The organism is Terriglobus albidus (assembly GCF_025685425.1).
Taxonomy (GTDB): domain Bacteria; phylum Acidobacteriota; class Terriglobia; order Terriglobales; family Acidobacteriaceae; genus Terriglobus; species Terriglobus albidus.
This window is the reverse complement of record NZ_JAGTAS010000049.1, coordinates 56,084-82,039: the sequence shown is the minus strand read 5'-3', so window position 1 is coordinate 82,039 and position 25,956 is coordinate 56,084. Positions and strand designations below refer to the sequence as shown.

The following is a 25,956-nucleotide window of genomic DNA, read 5'->3' as shown; positions in this document are numbered from 1 at the left end:
CGCACCATTCAACTATTCAACAAATCAACTATTCAACCACCGCGCGATAGCGCGGTTGCAGACCTCGGGCTGTTCCTCGAAGGGAAGATGACCTACGCCGGGAAGTACCAGCAGTTCGGCGTGGTGCATCTCTTTTGCCAGGAGCCGTGCCGAAGGCAGGCTCACGGCGCGGTCGCGATCGCCCCAGATCAACAGTGCCGGAACGTCGGCCAGGCGGTTCAGGACTTTCTTCAGACGGCGCATGTCGCTGCCCCAGGAACGCACAATCGCCAGCAGGTGATCCATCGTGCCGGGAATGCTCAGGTGCTCGGTGTAGCAGGCCAGCGTTCCATCGATGATTCGCGAGGGCTCGCCGTACATCCGGCGTAGCGCCGCACGGTGCAGCAGTCCGGGCCACTGTGGAACACGGCGTCCCAGCCAGGCTCCCAGCGGCGTGGCAAAGAACCGTGCGTTGCGCGCGCCATGTCCGCAGAATGGATTCGCCGGGGCGAAGAGCACCAGCTTGCCGACACGATGTGTGTGCCGCGCCGCCAGCATCATGGCCAGCGCTCCGCCGTGCGAGTGCCCGGCGACATCGGCTTCGTCCAGTCCAAGGGCATCCATCAGGCGCGCAATCCGGTCGGCGGTAGCTTCCAGACTTGCATCCAGGCCGGCGACACGCTGGCTCTTTCCCATGTTGAAGAGATCCACGGCGTAGACCGTAGAGTGGCGCGCCAAATCCTTCAGGTTCCGGCGCCAGGTCTGTCCGTCGGCCAGCAACCCGTGCAGCAGCAACAGCGGACGCCCCGTTCCGGCAACGCGGTAGTGCACCGCGATGCCGTCGACGACGACCTCTTCTTCACGGATGTGGAGTGCTGCGGACAAGGCCTTCTGCGCGTCCCTTCGTTCAAAACTGCGGGTCTTTCCCTGGCACAGACGGCACGGAAGTCCCAACTCTCTATGTTACAGGATTGTTACTGAGAGATGAAGGTTGTATTGCGGGGATTTAATCTCAAGAGTGTTCCCTCAGGCGGGAACGGAGGGAACAGGAGTGCCAACCGAGAAGCTCACTGAACTTTCAGCCCAGGACCGCCAGCAGGCCATCGCCTCCCTGCAGACCTACGCCGAGCAAAATCTGGCCGAACCGCTTAACGCGCTGGCGGCGGGTCTACTGCTGGACTTTTTCCTAGAGGAGATTGGTCCTCTGGTCTACAACCGCGGCGTTGCCGACGCCCAGCAGCGCATGCAGCACAAATTGATGGACCTTGAAGGCGAGTTGCAGGCCGATGCCTTTCAGTACTGGCCTTCGCGCGCAGCCCGCAAACGCCGATAGTGGCGATTAAAAGCGAATACCCCATCACCCGCGGAGGTGGTATGGGGTATTCGAGTGCAGCTTTGACGGTTTTTGCTCTCCGTTACGTTTCGGGAAAAGCGGGGCATCGGAAAAATCTCCAATTGCCCCCAAGCAGATAATGCAACAACCTCACATACAACAATGCAGCGATTCAACCGTTCTACTACTGCAACAACAGGTCCACCGCCTGGGTGATCGTCGTTCCTTCCGGCAGGGCCTTGAACTCAACATGCTCCGACTGCTGCTGGCGATTGATGGTTTTGAAGAAGATCGCTCGTCCATCAAAGCGGGTCTGCATCTTCGCGACCTTCCAGATGGTGGGAGCTACCTCCTCGCGTATGGTGCTGAAGCTACTGCCGCTATGAAGGGTGGCCAGCAGACCCATGCCGAAGCTCACGTCTTTCTCCAGGCGGCCTTCGAGCTGGTGCAGGCGGAACTCGCGTTCGTCCACCAATACCGTGCCATGCATCGCGTGCATGACACGCTCTTCGAAGCTCTTTGGGATGTACTCGGGATTCGGACGGTAGGCGATGCGGGTATACCGTCCCTCCTGTCCTACGCGCTCAAACAGAAACGCCCTGGGCAGCAGGTCCAACATGCGCTGCGCACGCTGGGAGTCCTCCTGCTGCGCCTGGAAATCTTTTTGCAACGCCCCGGGATCGCCGGCAACCTGCTTTATCCGCTCGCGCTCGGCACGCTGTCGGCACGCATCGAGAGGTCTGCCATCCTCTTCCATTAGCAGACGAATGCGTCCTTTCGGCAGGTCGGCGACCCGCTCCTTCCACAATCTTCCGTTCGTGCGGTTTGAGCGTTCGTAGGAGGTGTACAGATAAGCCGGCCGTGCTTTGGAGGCGGCGCTCTCCTTCGCGATGAGCCCGACGATAATCTCCACCGGCGTTGTCTGTACCCGCACCATCTGGTCCGCGGCATGAGCGGTGCAGAGCGAGATCGACAACGCGAGACAACCCGAGAATTTTACGAACCAAGACTTCATGGCAGCACCTTTGCTTCGACTGTCATTGTTATCCCGGTTAACTTCCGTGCGTCCGTTTTCCAGATGACAAAGTGAAGTTCGTGTTCCTTATCGGGAAATCCGGGGGCGTTCGCGATATGCCACTCGTGCCTTCTCAATCGCTTTGTAGTTCTTTTCCGCCCATGTCCACACGCTGCAGAAGGCCTCTCCCAGGCTGCGGCCCAGCGCCGTCAGCGTGTACTCCACCTTTGGTGGGATCACGGGATGCACTGTTCGTGTGACAAATCCGTCCGCCTCCATCTGCCGCAGCGTCTGCGTCAGCATCTTCTGGCTCACGCCGTCGACCAGCTCTGCCAGTTGCGTGAAGCGAAGCGTACCATGCTGGTCCAGGGCTTCGAGCGTCAGCAGTGTCCACTTGTCGGCGACACGGGCGATGGTCTGCTGCACCAATGTATCCAGGTCAGGGTGTGGAGAAGACTTCCCGTCGGGCGATTGGAAGACCAGCGGGGCTTTCGATTTCTTCTTTGCGGATTTAGCAGGAGCCATGCTACTTACCTCGTAGTAACTGACATACCAAAAAGTGCCTACTTCCCAAAAGAGAGTGACACTCTTACAGTAACTCAAGAAGGGAGCAAGACATCCATGAAGGTCACAGGAAACACGATTCTGATTACAGGCGGCGGCTCTGGTCTTGGCCGCGGTCTAGCCGAAGCCTTTCACAAGCGTGGCAATACAGTCATCATCGCCGGCCGCCGTAAAGAGGTGCTGGACCAGGTTGCTGCTGCGAACCCCGGCATCATTGCTGTGCAGCTCGACGTCCAGAGCGAGGCTTCCATCAACGCCTTCGCTGAAGAGTTGACGGCAAAGTATCCCGCGCTGAATGTGCTGATCAACATGGCCGGCATCATGAAGACCGAGCAGATCATCGATCCCAAGGCGGCGGAGGAGACCATCAACACCAACCTCCTCGCGCCCATCCGGCTGACGGCCGCGCTTCTGCCAACGCTCCAGAAGCAGCCCGGTTCTACGATCATGAATGTCAGCTCCGGGCTGGCATTCACCCCGCTTGCGCTGACGCCAACCTATTCGGCCACCAAGGCCGCGATCCACTCCTGGTCGCAGTCCCTGCGTTATCAGTTGAAGGGCACGAGCGTCGAGGTCCTGGAACTGGCTCCGCCGTATGTCCAGACCGAGCTGCTCGGGCCGCACCAGAAGAGCGATCCTCGCGCCATGCCGCTGGACGCCTTCATCGACGAGACCATGCAGATTCTTGAAACGCAGCCGCACGCGAAGGAGATCCTGGTGAAGAACGTCCATCCACTGCGCTTCGCCGGTGAGTTCAACGCTGAAAAGTTCGATGCATGGTTTGAGCAGTTCAACACCATGCTTGCTGGCCACTAGGGAGTAGCACGCCGATTAGTTCGGAGCCGATGCTCCGGGTGCCCCATCCATCGCATCGCGATGGGTGGGACATTCGAGCGAAGCTCAACTCGTTTTTCTATGAGTGGGGAGAAGATATCGATCGAGAAGCAGATTTCTCCGCTTACGCTACGAAATGACAAACAAAACGGCATCGAGCAGGATCCGCCATTATTCAATGATTCATTTATCCAATCATTCAATTCTCTTCTCTCAGTAGACTGATACTCATGTACCCCGGCAGATCGCTCATCACTCCGCTCGTTCCTATCACCCTGGATGATCATCCGCCTATCTGGTGCAAGCTTGAGTTTTTGAATCCGTCGGGATCGACCAAAGATCGTATCGCCCGCTTCATCCTGGAGAAGGCATATCGCGAAGGCCGCATCAAAGAGGGCGATCTCATCGCCGAGGCCAGCTCCGGCTCTACTTCGATCGCCATGGCGCTGGTCTCCGCACAGATGGGTTTTCGTTTCATCGCCGTTATGCCAGAGGGAATCTCAGCTGAGCGCGCGATGATGATCCGCGGCTACGGCGGACAGATCATCCTCACTCCGAAGGAAGAGGGCATCTTCGGCGCCTTGCGCGAGGTGCAGCGCCTCGGCCGCGAGGAAGGCGCCTTCCTTCCCTTGCAGTTCGAAAACGAAGATAACGCCCGTGCTCACCGTGTAGGCACCGCCCATGAGGTCATCAACCAGATTCCCGGTGGATCGGTGGCTGCGGTGGTCAGCGGTGTCGGGACCGGCGGAACGCTTGTCGGTCTCTATGAAGGGCTTTGCGACTCCGGATGTAACGTCGTTCCTGTGGTTGCACGGCCTGTCAATCGCACCAGCTTCGGTGACGTGGAATGCTGCAGCTTCTCGGCCCGTATTCCTGGTGTCGTCGATCGCCTTAGCAAGATCTTCCGTGAAGACCGGCTTCCCGGCCTTCTCACCATCGAGATCGAGGACGACGAAGCCATCGCCGCCACCCGCAAGATTATCGCTAAGGGATTCCCCGTAGGCCCCAGCTCAGGCTTGAACTTCTGCGCCGCCATTGAAGCCGCGAAGCGGATCAACGGCCCCATCGTCACTGTCTTTCCAGACCGCATGGAGCGCTACTTCACGACCGAGCTCTTCTCCACCTACCGTTCGTAGATCTGCTTTCGGCCACCGGCTCTCTTAAGTGCTGTCATCCTGAGCCGCAGGCGAAGGACCAGTTTTTGTCGCAGCACTCCGTGCAGCCAATTCGCACCTATGGTGCGAATGCCTCGCTTACCGGACACGGCTTAGACGTGTTCGTAAAACGCATCCCAGGACGGCGGCTTTTAAAGCCCTATTTTTATAGGGCATGAAAGGTGTGTTGAGCGCCTTCGGCGCTTGATTCTTCCCTACTAATACCCACGGATCGCTTATAGGGCATTCTGACGCGATCGGTTTTGCGCTTTTTGAAAATCGCCTTTTTCCCCGGCCTCTTTAGTTGCTGAGGTCGACCTTTGTACGCCCGATACGAGCTGGCCAGCAGGGGTAAAAGCCCCAATTTCAGAGGCTCCTCGGGTCACACGGCTAAGCCGTCTCCCTAGTGACGATGCTCTCTTGACAAGCTCTTCTCACCTATTGTAATTAACCAATCAGCTAAATAACCAAGTGGTGAAATATGAATGACCATCTCAGCACCACCTTCGCCGCGCTGGCTGACCCCACTCGGCGAGCCATTCTGGCAAAGCTGGCAAGCGGCGAGGCTTCGGTCTCCGAGCTCGCCGAACCCTTCTCCATCTCCATGCCTGCAATCACCAAACACCTGAAGGTGCTGGAGAACGCCGGGCTGATCTCCCGTACGCGCTCGGCGCAGTTCCGCCCCTGCAAGCTGGAGGCTGCTCCACTCAAAGAGGTTGCCGGCTGGGTGGAGGAGTATCGCCGTTTCTGGTCCGAGAGCTTCGACCGCCTTGAAGCCTACCTGGCCCAGGTTCAGGCCGAAGAACACACCGGCAAGAAGAAAAAGAAGCATAAGAAGAAGCACAAGCACTAGTTCTGCGAACCAACTAGTCCCAAACAAAGGAGAGTTGCAGCTATGCCCCCTGTCGCCCAAGAAAACCAGATTATCGAGAGCCGTGTTCTGCGTGCCCCACGCGAGCTTGTCTTCCGCATGTTCACCGAAGCTGAGCACGTGAGTCATTGGTGGGGTCCGCGCGGCTTCCGTACTCACACCACGCTGATGGACGTCCGTCCCGGAGGTCTTTGGACGCACACCATGATCGGGCCCGACGGAACTGAGTATCCGAACGAGGTCCGCTACGAGATCGTCGATGCCCCGGAAAGGCTTGTCTATGAACACATCAATGACCCGCTCTTTCGCGCCACCATCACCTTTAGCGAAAAGAGCGCGCAGGAGACAGAGGTCCTCTTCGTCATGGACTTCCTCGATGTCCGCCTGCGGAACGCCGTCGCCGAGCGCGGCGCTGTGGAAGGATTGCAGGACACACTGGCCCGCTTCGAAGAAGTGCTCTCCACCTATACCGGCGAAGAGTTTGTTCTCACCCGCGAACTCAAGGCTCCGCGGGAGCTGGTCTATCGCTCCTGGACCGAGCCCGATCGTCTGCAGAAGTGGTTCGGCCCCGTCGGCACAAAGCTCATCATCAAACGCGCCGACATCCGCGAGGGCGGCCACTTCGTCTACGGCATGCAGCTTCCCGACGGCAATACCATGTGGGGCCGCTGGACCTTCCGCGACCTCACACCCTTTTCACGCATTGTCCTGGTAACATCGTTCGTCGATGAGAATGAGCAGCCCATCGCTCCTCCGATGGCGAAAGACTTCCCTGTCGAGATGCTCTCCACGACAACCTTTGAGGAGCGCGACGGAAAAACTCTCGTGACCCTCCGTTCGCGCGCCATGTATGCCAGCCCGGTACAGCAGCAGACCTTCGCCGGCTTCTTCCAGAGCATGGAGCAGGGCTGGGGTGGAACCTTTGGGCAGCTTATCGCTTATCTCGCGCGGGAGCAGGCATAGCATCCCGATTTGCCTTTTGTCCAAAAGCAAAAGGGCGGTGGCCGAAGCCACCGCCCTTCTGCTTTGGTTAGGTTCGCTTAGAACATGATGCGTCCAGAGAACTGGAACTGGCGTACCTGGTAAGCGTAGTTGCCGTTGACACCTGAGGTGGACGGTGTACCGAAGTTGTTCGTTGCAGTCAGCGTGCTGCCCGAGAGTGAGAACGCGCCGCTGTTGACGCCCGTGATGTTGCGGTGGTTTGCCAGGTTGAAGGCCTCCGCCATCAGTTGGAAGCTCATACCCTCGCGGATACGGAAGTCCTTCTGCAGACGGGTGTCGATGACGATGTTCCGCGGCCCGAAGAGTTGATTACGGCCGAAGAACGGGATGTACGAGCTGACGCCGGTGCCGGCAACGCCGGAGGAGTAGGGCTGCAAGCAGTCCGTGCAACCGGTCTGGTTTGGCGGCGAACCGGAGCTGGTGCCCACCGAGTACGGCAGACCCTTTTGAATTTGGACCAACGGCTTGATGGACCAGCCGTTGGTTAGATAACCGAGGCCAGTATCCCCTCCCTTACGGCCGGGGATGTTGAAGTTGGCCCAGCCGACGAGGCGGTGGGGAACGTTAATGTTGGAGTTTCCGTAGTTCGCGCGAGCGTTGTACGGATCGATCCAGTTGTTGCCCGGGCTGAAGCTCGTCGACGAGCTCGGACCGTAGTCCAGAGCATGCGCCCAGGTGTAGTTCACGTCGTACGAGATCAACCTCGACTGGCGGTTGGTGATATCGACCGTCATGGCGTGGTAGCTCGCGTTGACGTTGCTGATGAGCGGGGTGATCTGGTTGAACGCCTTATTCAGCGTGTTCGATCCGCTTACCGTGGAGCGCGACGAGTAAACCTTCTGGGTGAAGGTCGTTCCGCAGGCCGCCACCAGGCAGTTTCCACCCGCCCCCGCCAGCGTGTAGGTCACGTTGTAGGTCTTGGTCGGGTCGAGGTTGAGGTTCAGATAGTTCGGCAGCTCGCGGCTGAGCGATCCGATATAGGAGACCGACAGCACATTGCGCCATCCGAGATCCTGCTGAATCGTCAGGTCAAACTGGTGGGTGTACGGGTTCTGCAAGTTCTTGTCCAGGTAAAGGACACCGAAGTTGCCGCCCGTAGGACGGGCGCTGAGGGTTTGCGGGAATTTGATGTACTGCGGCGCCGCGGTTGTACCGAGATTGGTCCCGTTGTACGCCGTTAGCTGTAGCTGGCCACCCGCGCCACCGGTGGTGGTATAGGCGCTCATCAGAGAAGCGTTGATGATGCGGCCATAGTAGATACCGTATCCACCGCGGATCACCGATTTGCCCTTGCCGAATGGATCCCACGCGAAACCGATACGTGGGGAGATATTGTTCTTGTCTGAAGGATAGTTCGCTTCCTGCGGAACAGCCGAGTTCACCGCGGAAGCAAACGGGCCAGGATAAGACTGATAGTCATAACGTGCGCCGATGTTCACTGTCAGGCTCGGCGTGAGCTTCCAGTCGTCCTGCACGAAGTAGGCCGAGTCCAGCGTGGCGAGATCGAAGACCTGAGGACCGAAGCCCTGGGTCAGGCCGCTGTGGCAGCCGTATCCACCCGCCGTGGTCAAGCTGGGAGTACCGGATGCGGTGAGCGCGCCGCAGGCGCCCGACGGCTTCAGGATGTCCGCCAGGTACAGGCCGACGCTCGCGTAGCTATAGGAGCCATTGCTCTGGAAGAGGTTGTTCTGGATGTCGTAGTTGTGGACGAAGTCCACACCGAAACGCAGACTATGTTTGCCGAACTGATAGGAAGCCGTATCACCGATCTGCCACTTGCGCTCGTCAGGATAAGCTACGCGGTAGCTATAGTAGGGCGAACCCAGGTTGAAGCCGCCGGTCGCGGTAGCGATGGAGGCATACGTGGTGACGCCATTCGTTCCCACCAGATGAGCCTTGGAGTAGTCGGTGTACGGCTGCTGGCCTTCCCAATTCAGCTCGCGGGCGTACTGGTAACGCAGCTCGTTAGTCATGCGGCTGTTGATCAGCGAGCTCAGACGGGCGATTCCGTAATCCAGCTTCACGAAGTCCGTACCGAACGAATCGCGAGCATAGGAGAGAGCGGCCTGCGTCTGCACGCCGCCGGGCGAGTCCCAGCGCAGACGGTGGTAGTAGACATCCAGGGTGTGTTTGGGCGAGATCACCCACGACAGCTTCGGCGTGTTGATCATCTGGTGGCCATAGCGTGCCACCTGACCCAGATCGGTGTTGAGATCATTCAGGGCGGCGTAGCACTGTGCCAGGCTGGCGCCAGTTGCCGTCAGCAGGCCCGACGTCTGGCAAGGACCTGCCGTCTGCGAATAGAAGGTTCCGGGATTACCCGAGACTGCGATGCCGGGGAAGTTCCGGTGGAAGATGTCGAAGGCATAGAACCAGAAGAGCTTGTCCTTGATCAGCGGTCCGCCGACTCCGAAGCCATACTGGTTGCGCTTGTCCTTCGGACGAATGACCTGCGGCGTGTAGGTGTTGGTAGCAGGGTTCAACGTCGTGAGCAGCGTCTTCTCGTTCTTCGAGCTGGTCATGTCGTTGCGGTGATAGAAGTAGACCTCACCATGCAGGTTGTTTGTGCCGGACTTGGTAACCGAGTTCACCACGCCACCGACGGCGCGGCCGTACTCAGCCGAGTACACGCCGGTGTTCACCTGGAACTCACGAACGGAGATCTGTGAGATCGAGTAACCGGCGCGCGTACGTCCACGCTCTTCGGAGAAGAAGGCCTGGTTGTCATCGGTACCGTCGATCTGAACATTGTTCAGAACCGAGGGAATGCCGCGGAAGCTCAACAAACCGAAGCCGGATGCATCGTTGGTAACGCCGGGTGTCGTCAGCGCAAGGGACGACCAGCGGCGGTTATTGATCGGAATGTTTTCGATTTCGGTATTGCTGAGGTGGCCGCCGTAGGTGGCCGAAGCAAAATCGATGGCCGGAATATCTGCTGTTACTTCGACGGTCTGCTCGGTCTTGCCGGCGCTCAGGTGAGGATTCAGTGTGGTGACCTGGCCGACCTGGACAACGACCTGCGTTGTCTTGGAGCTTGCAAAACCGGCCACATCAACGGTTACGGTATAGGTTCCAGGGGGCAGGAGCGGAGCTTTGTACTCGCCGCTCGATGCACTGGTCAGGACAACGTCCTGGTTGGTTCCGTCGTTATGGATCGTAATCTTCGCGTTGCTGACGACCGCGTCCGTCGTATCGAACACGGTGCCGGCGATCGCACCTTGTGTGGTGGACTGCGCCACTGCATTCAGACTCACACCAAGGATGGCCATACCGGCCAAGTTAAGAAAGCCTCTTAATCTACTCATGCTTGCCTCCGAAAAACATCAAAACGCCAACCATTGATCCGGTTGGAGGGCCACTTACACGACTTTCAGGAAAAGGGCACTACTTTAACCATGGCACACCACCATGAATGGGTTGTAAACAGTAATTTCTAAGCGTTTTTCATTGACGTGAACCTTCGATACACTAAGTAGGTTGAGGAAGCTGAGGAAAAGCACGTCCTAAATGTTCATTGATGAGGCAAAAATCCGGGTAAAAGCAGGCGATGGAGGCAATGGCTGCATGGCCTTCCGCCGCGAGAAGTTCGTCCCCCGGGGAGGCCCGTCAGGCGGCGACGGCGGTCATGGCGGCGATGTCTATATGACCAGCTCTGCCAGCCACAATACGCTGGTGCACTTCCGCTTCAATCCGGAGTACAAAGCCGGCCGCGGCACCCACGGTGAAGGCTCCAACTGCTCCGGCGCCGCCGGTAAGCCAATCACCCTCGAGGTTCCCATTGGAACGCAGGTCTACGACCAGGAGACGGGCGAGCTAATCCACGACTTCACCCATGTGAATGAGACCATCTGCATCGCCCGCGGCGGTCGCGGTGGACGCGGTAATCAGCATTTCGCTACCTCGACTCACCAGGCTCCGCGTGAGCATGAACTTGGCCGTCCCGGAGAAGAACGCCATTACCGCCTGGAGCTGAAGCTGCTCGCGGATGCCGGCCTTGTCGGTTATCCCAATGTTGGCAAATCCACGCTGATCTCACGTCTCAGCGCCGCCAGGCCCAAGATCGCGAACTATCCCTTTACGACGCTCGAACCCAACCTGGGTGTGGTAAAGATCGGTGAGTATCCTCATACGTCGTCGTTCACCATTGCCGATGTTCCCGGCCTGATTGAAGGCGCATCGCAGGGCGCGGGGCTCGGCATTCAGTTCCTGCGTCACATTGAACGCACCTCGGTACTGGTCCACCTGGTGGATGTCTCTGACGGCAGCGGCCGCGAGAACCCGGTTGAGGACTTCAAAACCATCACCAAAGAGTTGGCAGAGTTCGGCCACGGCCTCGACTCTAAGCCGACGATCATCGTCGCCACCAAGATGGATGCCGCCAATCCGGAGAAGCTCAAGAAGCTGCAGGCTTACGCTAAGCGCCGCAAGCTTCCCTTCTATGCCATCTCGGCAGTCACCGGCGAAGGCCTGGATCCGCTGAAGTACGCCATCGCCAAGCTGGTGGACGAGCACCGTCCCGACCCGGCCAGCGAAGCCGATTACGTCCCTCCGGCACTGCCCAAACCCTTCCCGCCGCCACCGCCTAGCGCCCGCAGCCGCTAGGCGATGGAATGATTGAAAAATTGAATGATTGAATAAGGTCCTGGCCTGCAAGTAGAACCTTATTCAATCGTCACGTTATTCCATTATTCAATTCTTCATGGCATCACTGCCGCTCTTTGGTGTAGTAGGAACTGCGCCCGCTGCGTATCGTCTCCGGGTACTGCCGTCAGTGGTGAACCTTCATATCTCGCGTACGATCCACCGGCGGTAACGATCTCGACGCTCGCCACCTGAGCAGGAATCCTTCCACCGAACCAGCGCGCATCTTCCTGCTGCTTCCAGGTCACAGCGCCCAGCTTTGCTCCTGCGGGATAGGCCCCATCGGCGTGGGAACGTGCATAGTTGACGGCCGCGTCGTCGCCGTAGAGCGTTGTCATGGTTCCTCCGGGATTGACCCACGAGGTAATCACACGCCCCGATCTTGGGTTCCAGGACGATCTTTGGTTCCAGGACAGCAACCCGCTGGTCTCCGCCTCGCGGTTGAGCCGCGGATATACCGTTTTGGGCGGCTTCGGTGAGCAGCCGGAGAGAAGCAAAACAACCGACATTGCCGCGAGTAGCTGTTTCATTGCGCGCCTCCAATCGGCATTGTGTAGACATGGTCGCTATGGGCCACCGGTTCATGGCAGCTGATGCACTCGTTCTGAAATGCCGCGTCTTTTCCGTAAGGCTTCAGATCATCACCGCGCCAGCGGCCCCATCCCCAGCCTTCGGTCGAAGCATACTTTTTGCTGTCTTTGATCATGAGTTCTACCTGCTGGAAGGCTCCGGTAGTGATGCCGCCTTTGCCATCCGGCTGCTGCAGCCAGGCCACCTTGGCGAAGACCGTCCCATCGGGCCAGTTGTCGATCTTTCCGTCTGCGATCGCCTCGAGTGCGATGTCGTTGCCGAAGATCTGGCGCATGGTGTGGTTGTCCCACCGTTCCGTGCTGCTGACCGGCTTCCAGTTCTTGTACTCCGGCAGGAATGGTACGCCGTTCCACTCAGGCTGCACTTGTATGGGCGTGCCATTGCTCGCAATCCAGTGCTGGAACTGCGTCTCCGCAGCGGCGGCAGGTGCGGGTGCGGCAGGCTGTACCGGCGGTGTTTCAAGATAGTGCCGCAGAGTTACGAGCTCGTCCGGCGTGACTCCGGCATCGCGATGAACCGCCAGATATCGTGGCAGCGGCATAGAGCCAAGCTGAATCAGATTCACGCTTTCAAACAGCGTCCCGCGCTGGACGGCCGCGGGTTTCGCTCCAATGGTGGAGAAGTTCACATGTTCGCGCCCTTCCCGCACATCGCTTCGTACGATCCAATATGCCGGAGCAAGGTTGTCATACCACGGCAGTTTGGTTTCGTTCGAGTGGCAGCTATAGCACCGTTGCCGCAGGATCTGTTTCACCTCATCCGGAACCTGGATCTCGGCCGTCACGGGCGGAGATTCCAATTTCGGATGATAGGCCTGCATCGCACCGCCAATCAGTAGAAGAGCGATGCCAGTCCCTGTCAGAAGGCGCATTCGAGTCATCTCGTACCTCAATCCCTCGGATGTCCGTCAATGCCAACAGGTGTCAGGTTTCTCACACCTTTCATCTGCCCGAGCCTAACCCCACTCTGGGTGCCCCATCCATCGCAGCGCGATGGGTGGGAAATTCGAGCGCAGCTCGAATCGTCTCTTTTGTTTCTCATTTCGTAGCGACAAGGGAGCGGAGAAATCTGCTTTTCTACCCATATTGTTTCTTGCTATGCCCAACAAGAGGAGCAAAGCGGTCTCGCTTCGCGAGATATCCTTCTCACCCCACGAACCAGTTCGTGGGCGACCCGATTGCGGTGGATGGGGAACCAGTTCCAAGGCACGTTTCAATTCCCCGCCGGGCCAGGATGCCCTTCTATAGGCATGCCTCCAGGGACTTCCATCATGCAGTTAGTGCCCGCTGTGGTAAGGGTGCCCGGCAAGGATGGTGAAGGCGCGATAGATCTGTTCGGCCAGCACCAGTCGGGCCAGTTGATGCGGCAGGGTCATCCGGCCCAGAGACAAGGTCATATCTGCAAGCTTCAACGTCTCCGGTGACCAGCCATCCGGAGGTCCGATCGCCAGAAGAGCGCGGCGTTTGCCGCCGTCCCGCGCTCCGCCCAGGGCGGCGGCGAACTCTTCTGAGGTCAGCAGCTTTCCCCGGCTGTCGAGCAGTACCAGAAGTACGGCGCCTTCTTTCCGTTCACGCTCCACCCGCTCCAGAAACTCCCGTTCCGTCTTCAGAGGAAGCTCATCCAGCGGAGCATAACGGCAGATCCGCTTCAGGTACTCGCCAGCCAGATTGTCGATCGCACGATCAGAACCGGCCGCGACCGTTATCAGGGTAAGTTTCACAGAAAAGCTCCTTGCAACTTGAGTGTGGCGGGGCCGGTATTATGGGCGCCCTCTCCAGCATCCGCTTGAATTTCATCCAAAATTCAATAGATTGTCACCGCAAAATTCCAAAAGCCATAGACTTCTCATCGATCAAACGCTCTATCTATCACAAAAGTACTGTTAAATCAGTTACTTTGTACGTTACGGAGATTGGCACCGATCTTGCTACACCGACGCTCAACCAAAATCTGGCGGGTGGATTCAAGCAGAGTTTTCCTGAACTCCATACACGAATAAAGGTTTCCCAAAACCCCAAGGGAGATGCACAAACAAACATGAAGAAGATATTTGCTGTTGTTGTATTCCTGTTTGGCCTTGTCTGCACAGTATCTCTGACAGCTCAAACATCGGCCGGTCTCGGCACGATTACAGGCACAGTTACTGATCAGTCCAAGGCGGCCGTTCCGGGCGCAACCGTTACACTGAGCAACGCCCTCACGGGCGAGACCCATACCGTCACCACGAACTCGCAGGGTGGCTATCAGTTCCTTAATCTCCGCGTTATCGGCGGTTACTCCATCAAGGTCGAAGCCAAGGGATTCTCGACCCGTGAAGTCAAAGACATCAAGACCTCTGTAGGTACCGCCACCAACGCTGACGTGACTCTGGCCGTCGGTTCCGAGGCGGTTGTCATCTCGGTTGAAGGCGGCAGCTCCGAGCAGGTCCAGACCGAAACCTCCTCTCTTTCGGAGCTGGTGGACTCCTCTATCTGGAAGAGCTCCCCACTTGAGTCACGTACCCAGAATCAATTTGTTCAGCTTGTTGCCGGTGCGGCCCCCGACAGCGGCAGTACTCTTCGTGGTTTCGCTATCAATGGCGCTCGAACTGGTACCGGAAACTTCCTGGTCGAAGGTTTTGACAACAATGATCAGGGCCAGGGTGGTGCAGGCTTCACCTTTGGTGTGGGCGGTGCAGTCACCTCCATCTCGCCCGATGCCATCCAGGAGTACCGTGTTCTGACCCATGTGCCTCCCGCCGAATATGGCCGCGCCGGTGGCTTCTCGACCGATACCGTTCTGAAGTCCGGCGCAAACCAGTGGCACGGTTCGCTGTTCGAGTACAACCGTATCCAGACGCTTGCCGCGAATAGCTGGTTCTCGAACAATAGCGGCCTACGCGATCACCGTGTTCGTAACCAGTTCGGTGGATCGATCGGTGGTCCGATACGTCGCGATAAGACCTTCTTCTTCGCAACCCTGGAAATCCACCGCTATCGCGAGGGCACTCCCTCGACCGTTACGGCTACAACTCAGCAGTTCCTGGACTTCGTGAGCAGCGGCGCATATCGCAACTTCATGGAAGGTACGACCCAGCAGAACACTGCAGTGACCACGGATTCTTCCGGTAACCACTATGCGCAGGTGGGCGCCTGCCCGCTCAATCAGGGATCCCTGGTTGGTGGTAATTGGGTAGGTGGCCAGTGCCCTGGTGCACTCTCCCGCTCCGGTTCTTTGGGTAGCGTATTCAAGACTCTCTATGCAAAGTACCCGAGCTCGTTCCCTCTGGCGACCTCGGGCTTCAGCAATATCGCTCAGGGATCGCTCTCATCTGGCGGTTGCTACAACGCGGCATGCGACCAAACCATCACAACCCTCTTCCCGGTTCCCGTATACGGCCTTGCGAGCATCATCTCAACGACCGCGACGAATCAGAACCGCGGCAGCATGAAGATCGACCACAAGCTTACGGACAAGGACCAGCTAGCCTTCACGTACATCGTTGATCTTTATACAAGTTCTTTTAATAATGGCGGTGGTGACTCCACACCTGGACCGGCTTACAACAACGTTGGTGGATCGCAGATCTTCGGTACATCGTGGACTCGTACCTGGACTCCGACCTTGATCACCCAGGCAAAGGCCAGTTACCTGCGCCACGTCTCTAACTTTGAGGTTCCCGGAACAGCCGGTATTGCCTCTATCTTTTCTGCAGATTCGCTGTCGACTGGTTTTGGCGCTAGCGCTGGCCTGCCGCAGTACTTCACAGACAACCAATTTGCTTATGAGGGTTCGGTCACCAAGACTATCGGCACTCATACCGCGAAGGGTGGTTTCCGCTACGTTCGTACCCGGAACGGCTCCTCCTTCTACAACGATGTCAACGGGACTCTGGTTCCTTGGTCGGTAGAAGGTCTGGTCACGGATGGCATTGCTGACGAGGATCAAGAAATCGCGATCTGTGGCGGCACCTGTGGCCTTGGCAGCCTTTACGAGGCCACTGCGTCACTGGACCCGACGACCAACACCGCCCCTGATCCATATCGCGGGTATCGTGCAAATGAGTTCGCGGCCTACCTCCAGGATGACTGGAAGGCTACGCAGCGCCTGACCCTGAATTACGGCGTGCGCTGGGAGTACTTCGGTCCTCCGCATAACTTCAAGGCTGGCTACGACTCCAATGTCTATTTCGGCACTTTCGGCACTCCCACAGCGACCGGAAACCCGAATCTTCCCAACATTCCACTCCTGGCTGCTGTTCAGGGAGCCAAGTTTATCCAGAAGAATAGCGATATCTGGAACAAGGACATGAACAACTTTGCCCCACGCCTTGGCTTTGCCTATGACACGATGGGCAATGGAAAGCTTGTCCTGCGTGGTGGCTTTGGTATTGGTTACGACCGTCTCTACAACAACGTCTACGAGAACATTCGCTTCAACTACCCGCATTTCGTCGACAACAGCTACGGTTACGGTGCCGGATCCGGCGTCGTAGGTGCCAGCCTGCGCAGCCAGGTCTACCAGGCTCCATTTACCGGGAATGCAGCCCTTGCTGTGGCCGGCGCCAAGCCTGTGCCTCGTCACATCGACGAACGCCTGACCACTGCGTATTATGAGCAGGCGCACTTTGGTATCCAGAGCGGCTTCAAGGGTTACGTTCTGGAAGCAACCTACGTCGGCACCTTCGGCCGCAAGCTCGTCGGTCTGATGAACATCAACACCTTCGAGGGCCGTACTGCCTGCTTGTCCTCGTCGAGTCCGGCACAGAAGGCGCTCTGCGCTGCGCAGGGATATACCACCTACAGCTCGGCTCGCCCGACCAGCCTCTTCAATAACGATAACTTCCGCACCAACGCTTTTGGCTCCAACTACAACGGCGGCCAAGTCAGCGTGCGGAAGAGCTTTGCGAAGGGTGTTCAGATGCTGGCCAACTACACCTACTCGAAGGCGATGGACAACACCTCAGACGTCTTCAAGGTAAAGAGCGGTGGCACCGGTATCGCCTCTCCCTACAACCCTCGCTACGAGTACGGCGCGGCCGACTTCGATCTTCGTCATAACTTGGTTGTGACCTCGAATATCGAATCACAGTGGAAGAAGAACAACCTGTTCCTCGGTGGATGGGCGCTTGCGCCAATCTTCTCGTGGCACAGCGGTACACCGATCTACATCCATGACGGCGCCAGCACTTATGATCCCAATAAGGACGGAACCCCTGGAATCGATCGTGCTGTTTATCTGGGAACCGGGAATCCGCGCAACTCGATTAATCATGATGTAAGCCCGACCAAGGGCTTCATTAGAGCCAAGACGTGGGGTGCCTACTCTTGCCCGACCGTGTGGTGCGATCCTCCAGTCCAGCGTAATAGCATCTATGGTCCGCGTTTCATCAACCTCGATCTGGGAGCGATCAAGCGTTTCGCCATCACGGAGCGGCAGACGGTCACCTTCCAGACCAGCTTCTTCAACATGTTCAACCACCCCAACTTTGCCAATCCGATCGGCGACACCAACAATGCCAACTTCGGTAAGTCGATCGACGTGAACGGCAATGCTCGTATTACGCAGATGAGCCTGCGGTACGACTTCTAACTTGAAGTAGGACTCAACAAAGAAGGCCACCCTATGGGTGGCCTTCTTCTATTTGGGAACTAGTATGTGCGATCGTTCCTTCGACTTCCATGGCAGTAACGACTAAATGTCACCAAGGTGAATCAATTAATTGAACCCCCAAACTGAGTGCCCCACCCATCGCATCGCGATCGGTGGGATATTGAAAGTTCGATGCTCCGGAAGAACTATCGTTTCTTACTTACAGCCTTCTTGACAGCTTTCGTCGCAGGCGATTTCTTTGCAGCTGTCTTTTTTACAGTCGCTTTTACAGCCGTCTTCTTTTCGGCCGTTCTTGCAGTTTTCTTCGCGGCCTTCTTCGCGGGAACCTTCTTCTCGCGTACAGCCTTCGATTTAGCCGCGATCTCCTGATGCATCTCTGCCACTGAGATAGTCGTTGCGGACTTGCGCAGGCGCTCCAGACCGTAGAACTCACGCTTCTCCGGAGAGAAGATATGGACGATGAAGTCCACATAGTCCATCAGGATCCACTCGGCCTGCTTGCGGCCCTCGACGGAGTTCGCATAGACACCAAACTGCTTCTTCAACTGCAGTTCAATCTCATCGGAGATCGCGTCGTTCTGGCGTTCGTTGGTGCCATTGCAGATCAGGAAGTAGTCGCACAACCCGCTCTCGGACGGGTCCAGCTGCAGGATACGGATGTCCTCGGCCTTCTTACTGTCGGCCGCTTCTGCGGCGGCCAGAACCAACTGCTTGCTCTCGTTCGTTGCCATCATCCTCCTTCAATACATTCCCAAGGATAGGACATCCTACCCAATCGCGCCGGTTGGCTGCCAGCGTAAATAGCAGCCTAGCCCCGTTTTGCAGGCTGATAATCACCTACCGCCGGACGAAACGCAATCGCGATCCTGTTCCAGCTATTGATCTGTGTGATCGCAAAGGTGAGTCGCACGATCTCCTCCTCGCTGAACTGCGCCTTCACCTGCGCGAACACGGCATCCGGAGCATGTCCCTGCTGAATGTTGGTAATCGCCTCAGTCCATGCCAATGCTGCCTGCTCGCGCGGGGTAAAGAACGTCGTCTCGCGCCAGGCACCCAGCGCGAACAGGCGCTGTGCGGTCTCTCCGGCGGCCATGGCATCTTTGCTATGCATGTCCAGGCAGTAGGCACATCCATTCAACTGCGAAGACCGCATCTTCACCAGTTCCAGCAGGCTGTGTTCCAGGCCGCTGTTATCCACGATGCGTCCAAGCTGCTGCAATGCCTTCACGCCTTCCGGAAAGGCTGTTCCATATCGAATCCGCTCTTCGTGCATTCTGTATCTCCTTCACTGTGCCGGCGGGACAACCGCATGCATGTCGTACCACGTGGGTTCTACACTCTGGATGCCTGCCGTGCTCACCACGACACGCAAAAATCCCCGTGCCTGTTCCGCTTCACCCACCTGGTTCTTCTCGCTCAACGGGGGCGCCACCCGCGTCTTTGCCGCAACACAGGGATTCACTGCAAGCGAGCTGTCCGCAGCCGCATAGCTGCTCTTCGCCTCGTCATGGAAATGGCCGGCAAAGATGCCCAGGACCTTCGGCCCGCATGCGGTCTTCTCCCAGTCCTTCCGTAAAGCCTCATCAATCTCCCACACGGGATGTTTGCGGAATGGATCCATCAGGTCCGGTTCATGTGTGAAGATCACGAGCGGCTGCGGGGAATCGTCCGCCAGATCGCCGATGAGCGCGATCTGTTCCTTCGGGCAGTTCACCGGCTCCGGTTCAATCGCACAGGGCGCCGCATAATTTTCCTTCGACTTAAAGCTGACCGTATCCATGCCGGCGAAGCGAAGTCCGCGGATCACAAATGCATTCTTCGTCAGCAGTGGATACACGTCGGGCCCATGCTTCGCCTTCATGCGCTCCTGCAGCAGGGCCATAAAGCATGGAAACCGTCCTGAGTCGGCGATGCGCTCATGAATCACGTCGTTGTTGCCCGCTACGAAGTAAATTCGCTGCACCTTCAGCGGAGCCAGCAGGTCAGCTACCTCTTCCACGGCCGCGTCCAGACGGAAGGGCGGCAGACCCGTAGAGGAGAGAGGTACCGGCGTCGCTGCACACCGTGACTGCGAGAAGTCCACGTTCAGCAGTCCCAGATCGCCGGTAAAGACCGCAAAGTCCGCCTGAAAGCCGCTGGCATTCATCGCTCCAATCGCCCAGCGGAAGCTGCGGCGATCCTCCGCGGCAACCTTGAACGCCTCTTCCCGCGAAAGCTTATCCCCGTCATCGAACAGATGCGCGTCGGTGAACTGGAAGAAACGCACAGGCTCCTGGGCATAGAGGGCGGCAGAGCAGAGTGCTATCAGCAACGTGGTTAGGAGACGCATCACATTCGACAGTCTAGAGAATTTCTCCTGTTGCTGGGTAGTCGAGAGCAGGGGCGCAGCGGCGTTTTCATTGAGGAAAACGCCCATAGATGCACAAGCCCCGCACTACACCTACAGGAAAAATGCTCTACCGGTACAGCCCATGTTCTTCGATGTAGCGAAGTACCGGCGGAGGCACCGCTGCCGGATGCTCACCGCGTTTCAGTGCGTCCCGCAGGTCTGTTGCCGAGATCGGTTCCTCGATATCCGTCAACAGGTGCACACGCGATTGCTGAGCCGAGGTCAGACCCATGGCGTCAATCCGCGAAAGGTCGAAACCCGGGCGCGAGACGACAATCCATTGGGCAAAGTTCAAAAGCTGGTCGGGGTATTTCCAGCGGGGGAGATCAAGAAAGCTGTCCGCGCCGACGATATTCCACCAACTGCAACCGGGATTTTCCCCGTGCAGCGTCTGCAGCAGGTCAATGGTGAAGTTCGGTTGTCCGTCGCCGCGCGGAGCGTCAGCGCCGCTGGCGACGAAGCGGTAGTCCGCCTCGCATACCATGCGCACCATTGCCAGCCGCTGGGAATAAAACGCCTGAGGAGGCGTTGTCTTCAATGGCTGGCGTCCAACCGGAGTCCACCAAACCTCAGAAAGAGCAAAGCTGTCCGCTGCTGCTTTTGCTACATCAATATGGCCCGAATGTGGAGGATCGAAGGTGCCTCCGAAGATACCGATACGTCGCATGAATATTCCTGATTAGGGGGTGGCATCAAACTCCCGATGTTGACTGGGAGGAGTTTGATGTCATGCCCTTAGGTCTACCAGACCTTGCACGTCTCTGCGCGCACCATCGGGTCACCTTTCTTGCACCCCCACGCCTTCTCGAACTCCGGCATGTTTGATAACGGGCCCAGCACGCGCCATTTTCCCAGCGGATGCGGGTCCACCTGCACCTGGCTGCGTGCTGCCTCGGGTCTTACCAGGGCCCCGCGCCATTGCGCCTCCGCCAGGAAGAACTGCTGTTCCGGAGTCATCCCATCGACGGTCGGCTCCGGCCCCTTGCCCTCGCGTGACTTCTCATACGCCCGGAAGGCCAGGTTTACGCCTCCCAGGTCACCTAATGCTTCGCCTGTTACCAGCTTTCCGTTGTGATGGATGCCGGGCTCGATGAAGTAGTTGTCGTACTGCTGCGTCGTGCACGCCGTCTTGGCCTTGAACTTGTCAAAGTCTTCCGGTGTCCACCACATTGTCAGAGATCCATCGGCGGCGAACTGCGCACCTTCATCGTCGACGCCGTGGCTGATCTCGTGACCAATCGTTACTCCAATTGCACCGTAGTTGATGGCGTCCAGACCCTTCGGATTGAAGCCGGGCGGTTGCAGGTATCCCGCCGGTACAACCACCTCATTCATCTGCGGGTTGTAATAGGCGTTCATCGTGGGCGGAGTCATATCCCAGCGGCCCCGGTCCAATGGCTTGCCGATCCGGCCCAGGTCATCCCGTACCGCGAAGGCCTGCGTCGACATCACATTCGATAGAAACTCGCTACGCGTAACCTTCACGCTCGAGTAATCCTTCCACTTGTCCGGATATCCGACCTTGATATTCAGCGCGGCCACCTTCTCCAGAGCTTTGGCCTTGGTTGCCTGCGTCATCCAGTCATTGCCGATAATGCTCAGCTTCAATTGCTCGGCGATATTGACGGCCATCTCGCGCGCGCGAGCCTTCGCTTCGGGTGAGAAGTACACCTCGACGTACTTCTTTCCCAGGGCTTCGCCGAGTTGAGAATCCACCAGACGCGAACAACGTTGCCACCGCGGCCGCTGCTCCTTCACGCCCGTCATCACCGTCCCGAAGAAGCGAAAGTTCTCATCCACGAAAGTTGTGGGCAGGTAGGCAGCATCGGCGTGCAGCACCATCCAGCGCAGATAGGCCTTCCACTCGCCAACAGGTGCCTGTTGCAACTCGGTGAGGAAAGCTGTGGTCAGCTTCGGTTGGCTGAGGTTCAGCTTGCCAGGAGGGATATTCAGCGACTTGTAGGTGGCTGCCCAGTTGAAGCCAGGGTACTGCTTCGTTAGCTCGCTGAACTGCATTGGATGGTCGGTGTTCTTCGGCTCACGCAGCTCCACGCGCGACAGCCGCGCCTCGGCCAGCTTTGTCTCGATCTTCAGCACGGCATCGGTCGCTTCCTTTGCCTGGACCTCGCTGTAGCCCGCGAGCTTGAACATCGCCTCTACATGTGCGGTGTACTTCTCGCGAATCTCCTTGTAGCGAGGTTCGTTGCGCAGATAATAGTCCCGGTCAGGCAGGCCCAGGCCGCGGATCGAGATCTCGGCGATGGTATCCAGAGGAGCATGTGCATCCTGCGACGAGCTGATATCGAGCGGAGCCCGGATGCCGATCTTCATCAGGTCGACGATCATCGCCTGGACACTGCGAGCATCCTTAATAGCGTCAATGCGGGCCAGTGTTGCCTGCAGCGGCTTCAGGCCCGCGGCATTGACAGCGGCCTCGTCCATGCACGCACCATAGAAGTCGCCGATCAGTTGCTCGGTGCTGCCCGCCGCCTGCTTCTTCGAGGAGGCCTCATCCAGCAGGCCGCGCAGCTTCGCTGTCGTCTCCTCCTGGGTTACGGTCCGCAGTGCCCAGGACGTCTGGATTGCGGGCATCGAGTTCTGCTTCCGCCACTGCCCGTTGGCATAGTCATCGAAGTCACTGCACGGTGAGAGCGACTTGTCGATGTCCTGAACCCGTGCGCCCTGCTGGGCGGCGGTGGAAAATGGCAGCAGAGTACAACCCAGCGCGGCCGCGGCAAACCATTTCATGGCAAATTCCTCAATGGCCTCACTATACCGGTTCATAGCATTTTCCCTGTTGCTGGATATCCCGGAAGAGGAGTGCTGCGGCCGCTCCATTGCGGAAAGCGCCCATGGATGCGGAAGCCACACAACCCCTACAGGGAAAATGCTCTACGGCAAATGCTCCGGTTTTCCTGCTATCCTTGCCTGCCATGAAAATCGCACTTGCCGCTACTCTCTTCGCTACCTCTGCCCTGGCCCAGTCCACCCTCCTGGTCACCAATCAGACGGACCGGAGCCTCACCTACATCGATACGGTGGCCGGCAAGGTTGTCGACACGATTCCCGAGAACGGTGTCACCGGACACGAGATCACCACGACGCCCGACGGCAAAATCGCCTTCGTTCCCATGTATGGCAATGCCGGTGTCGGCAGGCCGGGAACGGACGGCGCAGAGATCCAGGTCGTCGATGTGGCCAGCCACAAGATCATCCACACCATCAATCTTGGTCACGGCGTCCGTCCGCACAAGCCTGTCTATGACACGCATCGCAATGTTCTGTGGGTGACGACTGAGCTCGATCAAAGCATCACCGCCATCGATCCCAAGACCTACAAGGTGCTCTACTCCATCCCGACCGGCCAGGCTGAGTCGCACATGCTGGTGCTCTCTCCGGATGGCCACCGCGCCTACACGGCGAATGTTGGCCCCGGTACTGTCTCGGTGCTCGATCTGGATGCGAAGAAGCTCGTCACCATTATCCCGATCTCGAAGAACACGCAGCGCATCACCATCACCAATGACGGCAAGTATGTCTTCACCTCAGATCAGGTGGAGCCGCGTCTCGCGGTCATCGATACCGCCACCAATAAAGTAAAGAACTACGTCCCGCTGCCGGCCGCCGGCTACGGCGGCGCCATTACGCCCGACGGCAAGACCCTGATCCTTTGCCTGGTCCATGCCAACCAGGTCGCTTTCCTCGACCTGGCGACGATGAAGGTCACGAAGGTCATTCCGGCAGGCGAATACCCGCAGGCAGTCGTGATCACGAAAGACGGCAAGCGCGCCTTTGTCTCCAGCCTGCACTCCGGAACGATCGATGAGCTGGATGTGGCCAAGCAGGAGAAGGTCAGGAGCATCTTCTCGGGCAAAGGCGCCGACGGCATGGTGCTGGTCTCCGCGAAATAACGTTCGTCTGCTAGCCTTTTAGCAGCATGGAAGCAACCTGCCATCGGTGTCATCAGTTTTTCCCAGCGGACTCCGCCTTCTGCCCTCATTGCGGAGCGGCGCAGCTCTATGTCACCGCAGAGCAGATGGAGGATGAAGCTGCCGCCGGCAGCCTGCCTCCGTTACAGCGTGTCTCGCGCATCGACTGGCACCGGGCTCTGATCTCGTCGCTGGTCGTTGCCGCTGCTGCCGCCGTGCTCTCTGCCCTGGCCGTTTTGGTGCCGGTACTCTCCATCGCCCGTTTTCTCTGGATTCTCACGGCATCCACCACGACGCTCTGGTTCTATCTCAAACCGGCGCCCAACCGTCCTATGGACGGCGGCATCGGCGCGCGTCTTGGGACCGTAACCGGCCTCGCCATCTCATTCCTCACGACCTTCTCTACCGCGCTGCTGATGGTTATCCAGCGCTATGTCCTGCATCGCGGAGCAGAGATAGACGCAGTCTTCACTGCCGGTATGACAACCGTGACGGATCTGTATCAAAAGATGGGCCTCGATGCGAAACAGCAGCAGATCTACTTAGCGCTGATGAATACGCCTGAGATGCGCGCCGGACAGATGCTCTCGGGGTTCGCCATGCGCGCCGTCCTCATCACGGCCTTTCTCGCCCTCGTCGGCGCCATCTCGGGTATGGTCCGTAAGAGCAGTCGCCGGATCGCCAGCTAGCTATATAGCATTTTCCCTGTAGCTGTAGAGTAGGGCTTCTGCATCTATGGGCGTTTTCCGCAATGAAAACGCCGCTGCACGCCCCTTCCGGAATACCCAGCAACAGGGAAAATGCGATTAGAGCATTTTCCCTGTAGGTGTAGAGTAGGGTTTCGGCATCTGTGGGCGTTTTCCGCAATGAAAACGCCGCTGCACGCCCCTTCCGGAATACCCAGCAACAGGGAAAATATTCCAATATATCCGTTGCAGATATATCCGTTTCTGATGTAAAGTGCCTTCCATGAGCACCGCCAGGACCTCGCCCGAAGACCATCTTCCGCTGACGCCGGCAGTCTTTGCCATCCTTCTTGCCCTCGCCGATGGCGAAAAGCACGGCTATGCCATCATGCAGGAGGCTCGAGAGCACGTCTCCATGGGACCGGGCACTCTGTATGGAACGCTCGACCGCCTGCTGGCCGCCGGCCTGGTCGTGGAGACGAGGCTTTCTGAAGATGAGCGCCGCCGCTACTATCGCGTGACCCCGCTCGGAAAGCGGGTGCTTACAGCAGAGACGGCGCGGCTGCAGCGTTCGGTCTCCATGGCTCATGAAAAAGGCATACGCCCCATCGAGGTGAAGGCATGAAGCTCGATCGTTTTCTCCGCATCTACGCTCTTTCCCTGCATCTCTATCCAAAGACATTTCGCGAGCGGTATCGCGAGCAGCTTCTCGATGCCGCGCGTCAGGCCTATGGCGAACGGGAATTTGGACACGGCCGGCTCCTCCTCGCCTATCTGCGCGATAGCCTGGGTTCCGGGCTGTGGGAGCGGGTATCGACACCGTTACGGCCGTTGCACGCCATCCTGCTCACTGGAGCTGCCACGTTCGTATTGCTGGCGATGGCGGTTGGCGCACAGCAGATTGTGCGACGTCAGGCCGATATCAAGCCGCGTCAGGCTGTAGCGAGCATTGCCGTCACGTTGGAAGCGGGAGGGGACGAACATATTCTCGAGCCGCGCGAAGAGATCAGCGATCTCGACTGGCTGCGCTCGGACCATACTTTTGCAGCCATCTACAACCCTGCCGGCGAACCGATTGCTGCCAGCGCCACGCTGCATGGAGCCTTTCCGCATCCGCCCAGCGTGATCTTTCCCCGTATCCGGCGGACTGGCCGCACAGTCATCACCTGGCAGCCGGAGAATCGTGTCCGTCTCGCGCTCACCGTTCGTCCACTTCCCAACGGCAATTACATCGTTGCCGGCCAAAGCCTGCTTCCCTTTGAGCGCCGGGAAAGTGCGTTGCGCCTCTCCTTTGCCATCGCCTGGGGCCTTGTTCTTTGCGCCGCGGGCGGCCTCTTCTTCCGCCGTTCTGCACCGTACGCTCCGCTCCGGTAAAA

23 protein-coding genes are annotated in these 25,956 nt (G+C 58.1%); 11 read left to right on the top strand and 12 right to left on the bottom strand.

Features of this window, described 5'->3' with window-relative positions; translation table 11 throughout:
- Positions 1 to 24: 24 nt before the first annotated feature.
- Entirely contained in the window at positions 25 to 864 is an 840-nt protein-coding gene (locus OHL21_RS09195) for an alpha/beta fold hydrolase (protein ID WP_263416965.1), read from the bottom strand.
- 166 nt (positions 865 to 1,030) lie between these two features.
- Here OHL21_RS09195 and OHL21_RS09190 point away from each other — a divergent pair, with 166 nt between their 5' ends.
- Positions 1,031 to 1,312 carry a DUF2164 domain-containing protein gene (locus tag OHL21_RS09190; RefSeq protein WP_263416964.1) on the top strand — a complete coding sequence of 94 codons (282 nt, stop codon included), beginning with the start codon at positions 1,031 to 1,033 and terminating at the stop codon, positions 1,310 to 1,312.
- 184 nt (positions 1,313 to 1,496) lie between these two features.
- Here OHL21_RS09190 and OHL21_RS09185 read toward each other — a convergent pair whose 3' ends face one another.
- Both OHL21_RS09185 and OHL21_RS09180 read right to left on the bottom strand, forming a co-directional pair.
- Entirely contained in the window at positions 1,497 to 2,327 is an 831-nt protein-coding gene (locus OHL21_RS09185) for a hypothetical protein (RefSeq protein ID WP_263416963.1), read from the bottom strand.
- A gap of 87 nt (positions 2,328 to 2,414) precedes the next feature.
- The gene (locus OHL21_RS09180) at positions 2,415 to 2,852 is read right to left on the bottom strand and encodes a winged helix-turn-helix transcriptional regulator (RefSeq protein WP_263416962.1); all 438 of its coding nucleotides are present in this window, start codon (positions 2,850 to 2,852) and stop codon (positions 2,415 to 2,417) included.
- Between the two features lie 96 nt (positions 2,853 to 2,948).
- On the opposite strand from OHL21_RS09180, the gene OHL21_RS09175 reads away from it, so the two are divergent.
- The 4 genes from OHL21_RS09175 (at position 2,949) to OHL21_RS09160 (ending at position 6,713) form a co-directional block, all read left to right on the top strand.
- The gene (locus OHL21_RS09175; RefSeq protein WP_263416961.1) at positions 2,949 to 3,707 is read left to right on the top strand and encodes an SDR family oxidoreductase; all 759 of its coding nucleotides are present in this window, start codon (positions 2,949 to 2,951) and stop codon (positions 3,705 to 3,707) included.
- Between the two features lie 248 nt (positions 3,708 to 3,955).
- A complete protein-coding gene (locus OHL21_RS09170) occupies positions 3,956 to 4,861 on the top strand; it encodes a PLP-dependent cysteine synthase family protein (RefSeq protein WP_263416960.1) in 906 nt (301 codons plus the stop codon).
- A gap of 499 nt (positions 4,862 to 5,360) precedes the next feature.
- Positions 5,361 to 5,732, top strand: coding sequence for an ArsR/SmtB family transcription factor (locus OHL21_RS09165; protein ID WP_263416959.1), 372 nt, complete (start codon positions 5,361 to 5,363; stop codon positions 5,730 to 5,732).
- Between the two features lie 42 nt (positions 5,733 to 5,774).
- On the top strand, positions 5,775 to 6,713 hold the full coding sequence (locus OHL21_RS09160) for an SRPBCC family protein (protein ID WP_263416958.1): 939 nt from the start codon (positions 5,775 to 5,777) through the stop codon (positions 6,711 to 6,713).
- A gap of 77 nt (positions 6,714 to 6,790) precedes the next feature.
- Here OHL21_RS09160 and OHL21_RS09155 read toward each other — a convergent pair whose 3' ends face one another.
- On the bottom strand, positions 6,791 to 10,057 hold the full coding sequence (locus tag OHL21_RS09155; RefSeq protein WP_263416957.1) for a TonB-dependent receptor: 3,267 nt from the start codon (positions 10,055 to 10,057) through the stop codon (positions 6,791 to 6,793).
- A 202-nt stretch (positions 10,058 to 10,259) separates the two neighbouring features.
- On the opposite strand from OHL21_RS09155, the gene obgE reads away from it, so the two are divergent.
- The gene (obgE, locus tag OHL21_RS09150) at positions 10,260 to 11,354 is read left to right on the top strand and encodes a GTPase ObgE (protein ID WP_263416956.1); all 1,095 of its coding nucleotides are present in this window, start codon (positions 10,260 to 10,262) and stop codon (positions 11,352 to 11,354) included.
- Positions 11,355 to 11,449: 95 nt separating this feature from the next.
- Here the strand turns inward: obgE and OHL21_RS09145 are convergent, their stop codons facing one another.
- The 3 genes from OHL21_RS09145 to OHL21_RS09135 form a co-directional block, all read right to left on the bottom strand.
- Positions 11,450 to 11,923 (bottom strand): cytochrome P460 family protein, encoded by a 474-nt coding sequence (locus tag OHL21_RS09145; protein WP_263416955.1) that lies wholly within the window; start codon positions 11,921 to 11,923, stop codon positions 11,450 to 11,452.
- A complete protein-coding gene (locus OHL21_RS09140) occupies positions 11,920 to 12,855 on the bottom strand; it encodes a heme-binding domain-containing protein (protein ID WP_263416954.1) in 936 nt (311 codons plus the stop codon). Before OHL21_RS09140 ends, OHL21_RS09145 begins: the two co-directional genes overlap by 4 nt.
- 405 nt (positions 12,856 to 13,260) lie before the next feature.
- Positions 13,261 to 13,704 carry a 23S rRNA (pseudouridine(1915)-N(3))-methyltransferase RlmH gene (locus OHL21_RS09135; protein ID WP_263416953.1) on the bottom strand — a complete coding sequence of 148 codons (444 nt, stop codon included), beginning with the start codon at positions 13,702 to 13,704 and terminating at the stop codon, positions 13,261 to 13,263.
- Positions 13,705 to 14,021: 317 nt separating this feature from the next.
- Between OHL21_RS09135 and OHL21_RS09130 the strand changes: the two genes are divergently transcribed.
- Positions 14,022 to 17,555: a TonB-dependent receptor gene (locus OHL21_RS09130; protein WP_263416952.1), complete on the top strand. Its 3,534-nt coding sequence runs from the start codon at positions 14,022 to 14,024 to the stop codon at positions 17,553 to 17,555.
- Between the two features lie 206 nt (positions 17,556 to 17,761).
- Here OHL21_RS09130 and rsfS read toward each other — a convergent pair whose 3' ends face one another.
- The 5 genes from rsfS to OHL21_RS09105 form a co-directional block, all read right to left on the bottom strand.
- Positions 17,762 to 18,310, bottom strand: coding sequence for a ribosome silencing factor (rsfS, locus tag OHL21_RS09125; RefSeq protein WP_263416951.1), 549 nt, complete (start codon positions 18,308 to 18,310; stop codon positions 17,762 to 17,764).
- A gap of 74 nt (positions 18,311 to 18,384) precedes the next feature.
- Positions 18,385 to 18,849 (bottom strand): carboxymuconolactone decarboxylase family protein, encoded by a 465-nt coding sequence (locus tag OHL21_RS09120; protein ID WP_263416950.1) that lies wholly within the window; start codon positions 18,847 to 18,849, stop codon positions 18,385 to 18,387.
- Between the two features lie 12 nt (positions 18,850 to 18,861).
- Complete coding sequence (locus OHL21_RS09115) at positions 18,862 to 19,905, bottom strand: metallophosphoesterase family protein (protein ID WP_263416949.1); 1,044 nt, start codon at positions 19,903 to 19,905, stop codon at positions 18,862 to 18,864.
- Positions 19,906 to 20,032: 127 nt separating this feature from the next.
- Positions 20,033 to 20,632, bottom strand: a complete 600-nt coding sequence (gene nadD, locus OHL21_RS09110) for a nicotinate (nicotinamide) nucleotide adenylyltransferase (RefSeq protein WP_263416948.1) — start codon at positions 20,630 to 20,632, stop codon at positions 20,033 to 20,035.
- 74 nt (positions 20,633 to 20,706) lie between these two features.
- On the bottom strand, positions 20,707 to 22,713 hold the full coding sequence (locus OHL21_RS09105; protein ID WP_263416947.1) for a M13 family metallopeptidase: 2,007 nt from the start codon (positions 22,711 to 22,713) through the stop codon (positions 20,707 to 20,709).
- A gap of 185 nt (positions 22,714 to 22,898) precedes the next feature.
- On the opposite strand from OHL21_RS09105, the gene OHL21_RS09100 reads away from it, so the two are divergent.
- The 4 genes from OHL21_RS09100 (at position 22,899) to OHL21_RS09085 (ending at position 25,954) form a co-directional block, all read left to right on the top strand.
- Positions 22,899 to 23,876 (top strand): cytochrome D1 domain-containing protein, encoded by a 978-nt coding sequence (locus OHL21_RS09100; protein WP_399257860.1) that lies wholly within the window; start codon positions 22,899 to 22,901, stop codon positions 23,874 to 23,876.
- Between the two features lie 26 nt (positions 23,877 to 23,902).
- Positions 23,903 to 24,583 carry a zinc ribbon domain-containing protein gene (locus tag OHL21_RS09095; protein ID WP_263416945.1) on the top strand — a complete coding sequence of 227 codons (681 nt, stop codon included), beginning with the start codon at positions 23,903 to 23,905 and terminating at the stop codon, positions 24,581 to 24,583.
- Positions 24,584 to 24,863: 280 nt separating this feature from the next.
- Positions 24,864 to 25,205, top strand: coding sequence for a PadR family transcriptional regulator (locus OHL21_RS09090; RefSeq protein ID WP_263416944.1), 342 nt, complete (start codon positions 24,864 to 24,866; stop codon positions 25,203 to 25,205).
- Positions 25,202 to 25,954 (top strand): hypothetical protein, encoded by a 753-nt coding sequence (locus tag OHL21_RS09085; RefSeq protein WP_263416943.1) that lies wholly within the window; start codon positions 25,202 to 25,204, stop codon positions 25,952 to 25,954. The genes OHL21_RS09090 and OHL21_RS09085 overlap by 4 nt, the downstream gene beginning before the upstream one ends.
- Positions 25,955 to 25,956: the final 2 nt, after the last annotated feature.

Excerpts from the sequence above, each read along its gene's own strand:
- OHL21_RS09175 (WP_263416961.1), top strand. The coding sequence starts at position 2,949 with ATGAAGGTCACAGGAAACACGATTCTGATTACAGGCGGCGGCTCTGGT.
- OHL21_RS09140 (WP_263416954.1), bottom strand. The coding sequence starts at position 12,855 with ATGCGCCTTCTGACAGGGACTGGCATCGCTCTTCTACTGATTGGCGGT.
- obgE (WP_263416956.1), top strand. The coding sequence starts at position 10,260 with ATGTTCATTGATGAGGCAAAAATCCGGGTAAAAGCAGGCGATGGAGGC.
- OHL21_RS09185 (WP_263416963.1), bottom strand. The coding sequence starts at position 2,327 with ATGAAGTCTTGGTTCGTAAAATTCTCGGGTTGTCTCGCGTTGTCGATC.
- OHL21_RS09105 (WP_263416947.1), bottom strand. The coding sequence starts at position 22,713 with ATGAAATGGTTTGCCGCGGCCGCGCTGGGTTGTACTCTGCTGCCATTT.
- OHL21_RS09180 (WP_263416962.1), bottom strand. The coding sequence starts at position 2,852 with ATGGCTCCTGCTAAATCCGCAAAGAAGAAATCGAAAGCCCCGCTGGTC.
- OHL21_RS09145 (WP_263416955.1), bottom strand. The coding sequence starts at position 11,923 with ATGAAACAGCTACTCGCGGCAATGTCGGTTGTTTTGCTTCTCTCCGGC.
- OHL21_RS09115 (WP_263416949.1), bottom strand. The coding sequence starts at position 19,905 with ATGCGTCTCCTAACCACGTTGCTGATAGCACTCTGCTCTGCCGCCCTC.
- OHL21_RS09130 (WP_263416952.1), top strand. The coding sequence starts at position 14,022 with ATGAAGAAGATATTTGCTGTTGTTGTATTCCTGTTTGGCCTTGTCTGC.
- OHL21_RS09155 (WP_263416957.1), bottom strand. The coding sequence starts at position 10,057 with ATGAGTAGATTAAGAGGCTTTCTTAACTTGGCCGGTATGGCCATCCTT.
- OHL21_RS09095 (WP_263416945.1), top strand. The coding sequence starts at position 23,903 with ATGGAAGCAACCTGCCATCGGTGTCATCAGTTTTTCCCAGCGGACTCC.
- OHL21_RS09090 (WP_263416944.1), top strand. The coding sequence starts at position 24,864 with ATGAGCACCGCCAGGACCTCGCCCGAAGACCATCTTCCGCTGACGCCG.
- OHL21_RS09120 (WP_263416950.1), bottom strand. The coding sequence starts at position 18,849 with ATGCACGAAGAGCGGATTCGATATGGAACAGCCTTTCCGGAAGGCGTG.
- OHL21_RS09085 (WP_263416943.1), top strand. The coding sequence starts at position 25,202 with ATGAAGCTCGATCGTTTTCTCCGCATCTACGCTCTTTCCCTGCATCTC.
- nadD (WP_263416948.1), bottom strand. The coding sequence starts at position 20,632 with ATGCGACGTATCGGTATCTTCGGAGGCACCTTCGATCCTCCACATTCG.
- OHL21_RS09160 (WP_263416958.1), top strand. The coding sequence starts at position 5,775 with ATGCCCCCTGTCGCCCAAGAAAACCAGATTATCGAGAGCCGTGTTCTG.
- OHL21_RS09170 (WP_263416960.1), top strand. The coding sequence starts at position 3,956 with ATGTACCCCGGCAGATCGCTCATCACTCCGCTCGTTCCTATCACCCTG.
- OHL21_RS09100 (WP_399257860.1), top strand. The coding sequence starts at position 22,899 with ATGAAAATCGCACTTGCCGCTACTCTCTTCGCTACCTCTGCCCTGGCC.
- rsfS (WP_263416951.1), bottom strand. The coding sequence starts at position 18,310 with ATGATGGCAACGAACGAGAGCAAGCAGTTGGTTCTGGCCGCCGCAGAA.
- OHL21_RS09165 (WP_263416959.1), top strand. The coding sequence starts at position 5,361 with ATGAATGACCATCTCAGCACCACCTTCGCCGCGCTGGCTGACCCCACT.